General features: G+C 39.9%; 4 protein-coding genes. All 4 read left to right on the top strand.

Annotated elements, in window-relative coordinates; genetic code table 11:
• Positions 1-85 precede the first annotated feature (85 nt).
• The 4 genes from M3205_RS24785 to mngB all read left to right on the top strand — a co-directional run bounded on the left by M3205_RS24785 (position 86) and on the right by mngB (position 5,457).
• A complete protein-coding gene (locus M3205_RS24785; RefSeq protein ID WP_251172309.1) occupies positions 86-574 on the top strand; it encodes a MurR/RpiR family transcriptional regulator in 489 nt (162 codons plus the stop codon).
• A gap of 250 nt (positions 575-824) precedes the next feature.
• Entirely contained in the window at positions 825-1,295 is a 471-nt protein-coding gene (locus M3205_RS24780; RefSeq protein ID WP_251172308.1) for a fructose PTS transporter subunit IIA, read from the top strand.
• A complete protein-coding gene (mngA, locus tag M3205_RS24775; RefSeq protein WP_251172307.1) occupies positions 1,292-2,767 on the top strand; it encodes a PTS 2-O-a-mannosyl-D-glycerate transporter subunit IIABC in 1,476 nt (491 codons plus the stop codon). Before M3205_RS24780 ends, mngA begins: the two co-directional genes overlap by 4 nt.
• An 80-nt stretch (positions 2,768-2,847) precedes the next feature.
• The gene (mngB, locus tag M3205_RS24770; RefSeq protein WP_251172306.1) at positions 2,848-5,457 is read left to right on the top strand and encodes a mannosylglycerate hydrolase; all 2,610 of its coding nucleotides are present in this window, start codon (positions 2,848-2,850) and stop codon (positions 5,455-5,457) included.
• Positions 5,458-5,597 lie beyond the last annotated feature (140 nt).

Raw genomic sequence — 5,597 nt, 5'->3', positions numbered from 1 at the left:
CTCCTCCGAATAGCTATTAAAAGTTTGCCCTTTCTTTGCCATAGAAAAAATCCCCTCCAAGTAGCATTCTTTCCTCCATGGTAACATGAAGGTTTTTTTGAATGTCTACTTAAAGGGGACATTAACATATGACGGTTTCTCTCATCTTAAAAATAGTATTAAAGATGAAATTGATACTACTAATTTTGTGGATGAGGAGAGTTCCTATTACCTTATTCAAAAGACATTTGAGCTTTTAGACATGGAGCAAATTGAAAGAGTTACTAAATTAATTCATGATGCCAAACATGTCTTTTTCTTCGGAGTGGGGGATTCTGCTGATTTTTGTGAGATGATGGTGCGGAACTTGCGTGTAGCTGGAAAGGGATCCGAATTCTCTATTCATCGACATGAAGTACTTCATAGGATAGAACTAATGAATAAACAGGATGTTCTCTTTTTAATTAGCTTAACAGGTGAAACTGAGCAGGTTCTTAAGATGGCTGAGAGAGCAAAGGAAAGAGGGGTTACAATCGTCTCACTGACCCATTTTAGCCGTAATTCCCTGCAGAAATTAGCCTCCTTTAATTTATAATTGTTACTCACCCAAAAAGGTAATGAACGGGTACAATATTACGGATAGAACGCCATTAATGATAGTTTTACAGACCATTTCTCAATTTTATTGGGATCATTTTTAAAGATGTGTATAAATACACATAAAAACGCTTTATAAAATAGAGTTCGTGTAAAAATAAGAAGAATCCAGCTTCTTATTTTTTTTTTGATAAGATTTTAATCATAAATGAAAGCGCTTTCAAATTCTGATTTAGGAGGTAATCCTTATGCTGCTTCAAGCACTTACCTCACCAAGCTTAATTAGTACCGGGGCATCATTTCATTCAAAGCAGGAAGCTATCAGGTACTTAGTCAATCAGCTGGGTGACGCTGGAAAATTAACGAATAAAGAAGATTTTCTTCAAGCTGTAATAGATAGAGAAAAGCTTTCGCCAACTGGCTTTGAAGGTGGACTTGCTATTCCGCATGGGAAGTCAGCATCCGTAAAGGAGGCCGGTTTTGCCATTGCCACTCTTCGAACACCGTTAGCAGATTGGGAAAGCATTGATCCGAACAACAAGGTTCAGCTGGTGATTTTGCTGGCCATTCCAGAAAGTGAAGCTGGTTCCACCCATTTAAGTTTGCTATCTGAGTTTGTAACACGTTTATCAAATGAATCATATAAAAACGGATTACTGCAAGCAAAAACTAATTCAGAATTGTTTGAACGGCTCGATAAAACAGCGGATGTTATATGAATGCTACTGAAAGTAAATTAGATAAAACTGTATTAGCAATCACGGCTTGTCCTGCAGGCATTGCCCATACCTATATGGCTGCGGAAGCATTAATCAAGGCTGGAAAAGAAATGGGTGTTTATGTTTTTGTTGAGAAGCAGGGGGCAAATGGCATTGAAGAGCGGCATACAACGAATCTTCTAAAAAAGGCAGATGCCATTATTTATGCCAATGATGTAGCAATAAAAGAAGAAGAACGTTTTGCTCACTTGCCTAAAGTAAAAACATCAGTAGCAGCGCCACTTAGAAATGCAAAGAGCCTGCTTCGGGAAGCGCTGGATAAAGCGGCGAAGACTCCCAAAAAAGAGTATAACCTCGCTCAGGGAAGTGCTTCCAATGATGAGGAAACTGACGAGAAGTCATTTAAGACGGAGATAAAAGACTCGATCTTAACAGGTATTTCATATATTATTCCGGTTATTGTCGCAGGTGGAATGACATTGGCCGCAGCCGTTTTAATCTCGCAGGCTTTTGGGCTTCAGGATGTATACGCAGAAGAAGGTTCCTGGCTATGGCTGCTAAGACAGTTGGGCGGCGGGCTGCTTGGTCAGTTGATGATTCCGATCTTAGCTGCTTATATGGCCTATTCAATTGCCGATAAGCCGGCACTTGGACCTGGTTTTGCAGCAGGAGTTGCGGCGAATCTCATTGGAAGCGGATTCCTTGGCGGGATGCTCGGTGGTTTCCTTGCTGGTTTCTTCTTAAAGTATCTGAAGAATAAGGTGCAGCCTAAAGGCACATTTGCAGGGTTCATCAGTTTCTGGGTTTATCCAGTTGTCGGTACACTTGTAGTCGGTTCGATTATGTTATTTGTAGTGGGAGAACCGCTGGCTCTATTAAATCAAGGTTTGCTTAATTGGTTAAGCAGTTTGTCAGGTACAAATGCGATCCTTTTAGGAGCTATTCTTGGTGCCATGGTTTCTTTTGATCTGGGCGGACCAGTGAATAAGGCAGCTTATACATTCTGCATTGGTGCTATGGCAAGCGGGAACTTTATTCCATATGCAGCCTTCGCTTCGGTTAAAATGGTCTCTGCTTTCTCTGTAACAGGTGCAACTATTATCGGAAAGAAGTATTTTACAAAACAAGAACAGGAAATTGGAAAACAAACATGGCTGCTTGGTCTGGCGGGTATTACGGAAGGTGCCATCCCATTTATGATTAATGATCCTTTGCGTGTTATTCCTTCTTTAATCGCAGGTTCAGCAGTGACAGGCGCAATCGTTGCTTACTTTAACATTGGCTTAAATGTGCCTAGAGCCGGGATATTCTCACTCGCCCTGGTTCAAGGTCAGCCCATTTTTATCGCAGCAAGCATTTGGTTCGGTGCAGCATTGCTTGGAGCTATGATTTCCATGATTTTATTGATTGAAACAAGAAAAAGAAAATTAAGAAATGATGGCATAACTGTACAAACACAGGATGCTGCCTAATATTTAAGGATTTCATTATTAAAAATAAATAATGGTACCTAAAGAACTGGCTTTAGGTACCATCTTATTTGGAGGACATCATGAAAAAAGTTCATATTGTACCCCATATGCATTGGGATAGAGAATGGTATTTTTCAACGGAAGAGTCACGGATCCTTTTAGTTAATAACATGGAAGAAATAATGGAAATGCTTGAGGCCAATCCAGATTACCCCTACTATGTGCTGGATGGCCAGACTTCTATTCTGGAAGACTATTTCGCAGTCAAACCGGAAAATAAAGAACGTGTCATAAAGTTAGTTCAAGCTGGCAAGTTGATTATCGGGCCATGGTATACCCAAACGGATGAGATGGTAGTTGGGGGAGAATCCATTGTTCGTAATCTCCTTTATGGATTAAAAGATAGTGAAGAATTCGGTTCACCGATGAAAATCGGATACCTTCCTGATTCATTTGGGCAATCTTCACAAATGCCCCAAATTCTAAATGGATTTGATATTAAATATTCGATCTTCTGGCGAGGCACCTCTGAGCGCCATGGCACAGATAAAACGGAATTTTACTGGGAAAGCGATGACGGTTCAAAGGTTTTAGTACAGCTTTTCCCGCTTGGGTATGCGATTGGGAAGTACTTGCCTGAGGATGAAGAGAAGCTTCAAGAACGTATGAGTAAATACTTTACTGTCCTTGACCGCGGAGCGACAACAGAGAATATTATTCTTCCGAATGGCCATGATCAGATGCCTATTCAGAAGAATATCTTTACGATTATTGAGAAGTTGCAGCGCTTATATCCAGACCGCGAGTTTTTCTTAAGTAAATATGAAAATGTATTTGAAAAGCTGGAACAAAATCAAACCTTGCCAACCCTTCAGGGTGAATTTCTAGATGGAAAGTACATGCGGGTTCACCGAAGCATCTATTCAACCCGGATGGATATCAAGGCTGCGAATACAAGAATAGAAAACAAAATCACGAATATTCTTGAACCACTGGCATCCATTGCATATTCCCAGGGCTTTGAATACCATCATGGCTTGATTGAACTGATTTGGAAAGAAATCATGAAGAATCATGCCCATGACAGTATTGGCTGCTGCTGCTCGGATAAAGTCCATCGTGAAATCGTCAATCGTTTCTTCCTTGCAGAAGAAAAAACTGATCAGCTTATTGAATTTTACAAACGGAAAATTACAGATTCTATTGCCACGGAACGTAAAGAAGATCGCCTGACAGCTTTCAACCTTCTTCCGTATGAACGGGCAGAAGTTATTACAACGGAGGTGATAACAAAGCTGGATGCCTTTAAACTGAAAGATGGAGAAGGAAACGAAATTCTTTTTGAAGTATGCCATAAAGAAAGCATGGACCCAGGTCTGATTGATCGTCAGATTGTTCATTATGGAAACTATGATCCATTCTATCAATACACGATTCAATTTAAAGATTCAATTCCTGCAATGGGATATAAGACATACTTTGTGGTTAATGAAGAAAACAATATGAATCATACTTTCGTCGAAAAAGAATTAGTAGATACCGACTACTATGAGGTTTCTGTGAATCCTAATGGCACTTTAAAAATTTATGATAAGCAGCTTCAAAAGGAATTCGACAACGTTCTCTTATTGGAGAATGGCGGTGACGATGGAGATGAATATGACTTTTCCCCGCTGGCAGATGAAACGTTAATATACAGCGACGATGTCGAAGCTGATGTGAAAGTACGCCGAAATAAATACGAAGCACAACTGGATATTCAGTTGAAAATGGATGTCCCAGGTGATTTGGAAAAACGCAAAAACAAAAAAGCAGACCGGTTTGTACATGTGCGCTGGAAGATCACGATTCCAAATCATCAGCCAATCATAAAAGTTGAGGCAGAAATTGATAATCAAGCGAAGGACCATCGTCTTCGCACTTTGATTCCAACCGGCATTGCTTCATCCTTCTCAGTTTCGGACAACCAGTTCGGGATTATAAAGCGGGATGTATATGATTCTGCGATGGATTACTGGGGGGAAGAAGGCTGGGATGAACGTCCAGATTCTATCTATCCTATGCTATCGTTTATTGGGTTGTCAGATAATGTGCATGGGATAAGCGTGCTAACGAATAGCACACGTGAATATGAAGTAATCGGGGATCAGTTTGATACGATTGCCATTACACTGTTCCGAAGTATCGGTGTACTCGGAAAAGAAGAAATGCTAAGAAGGCCAGGACGACCATCCGGCATTAAGCTGCCAACACCAGATTCACAAATGCCAGGAAAGCTAATGCTTGAATTTGCGATTACAACTCATAAAGGCTCAACGGCAGCAGCAAATGTGGGAAGAACAGCAAAAGAATATACCACTCCTATTCAAACATATAACAAGATTCCGCATAATGCGATGAAGCTGAATCAGGAGGACGTTAACACACCATTAAGCTTTAGTCTTCTTCAAGAAACAAGCACCACGACAGTACTTAGTGTACTGAAAAAAGCGGAAAATGCAGATGGATTTGTATTAAGGTTCTTTAATCCAACTGACACTAAAAAGGATGGTTCGTTTAAGGTAAACCTTACTATAGAACAGGTTAAAGAAGTAAACTTAAATGAAGATATTATTTCGCCATTAAGTTTTGAAGACAATCAATTTGCAGTGGAGATAAAGCAAAACCAATTGAAGACGGTTATGTTCTAAGAATTCACAAATCAGAAGAGGCTGGGACATAACTAGTTTCAAATAGTGAAAAAGATGAATTTGAGCACATTCAAATTCATCTTTTTCTATTTTTAGTAGTAAGAATTGCTATGCTCTCAGTGATTGGCAGTGAATTTCCT

This window comes from Cytobacillus firmus (assembly GCF_023715565.1).
GTDB classification, from domain to species: Bacteria; Bacillota; Bacilli; order Bacillales; family Cytobacillaceae; genus Cytobacillus; species Cytobacillus firmus_C.
Note: the sequence above shows the minus strand (reverse complement) of the source record. Positions and strands in the feature narration are given on the sequence as shown.

Excerpts from the sequence above, each read along its gene's own strand:
- M3205_RS24785 (WP_251172309.1), top strand. The coding sequence starts at position 86 with ATGAAGGTTTTTTTGAATGTCTACTTAAAGGGGACATTAACATATGAC.
- M3205_RS24780 (WP_251172308.1), top strand. The coding sequence starts at position 825 with ATGCTGCTTCAAGCACTTACCTCACCAAGCTTAATTAGTACCGGGGCA.
- mngA (WP_251172307.1), top strand. The coding sequence starts at position 1,292 with ATGAATGCTACTGAAAGTAAATTAGATAAAACTGTATTAGCAATCACG.
- mngB (WP_251172306.1), top strand. The coding sequence starts at position 2,848 with ATGAAAAAAGTTCATATTGTACCCCATATGCATTGGGATAGAGAATGG.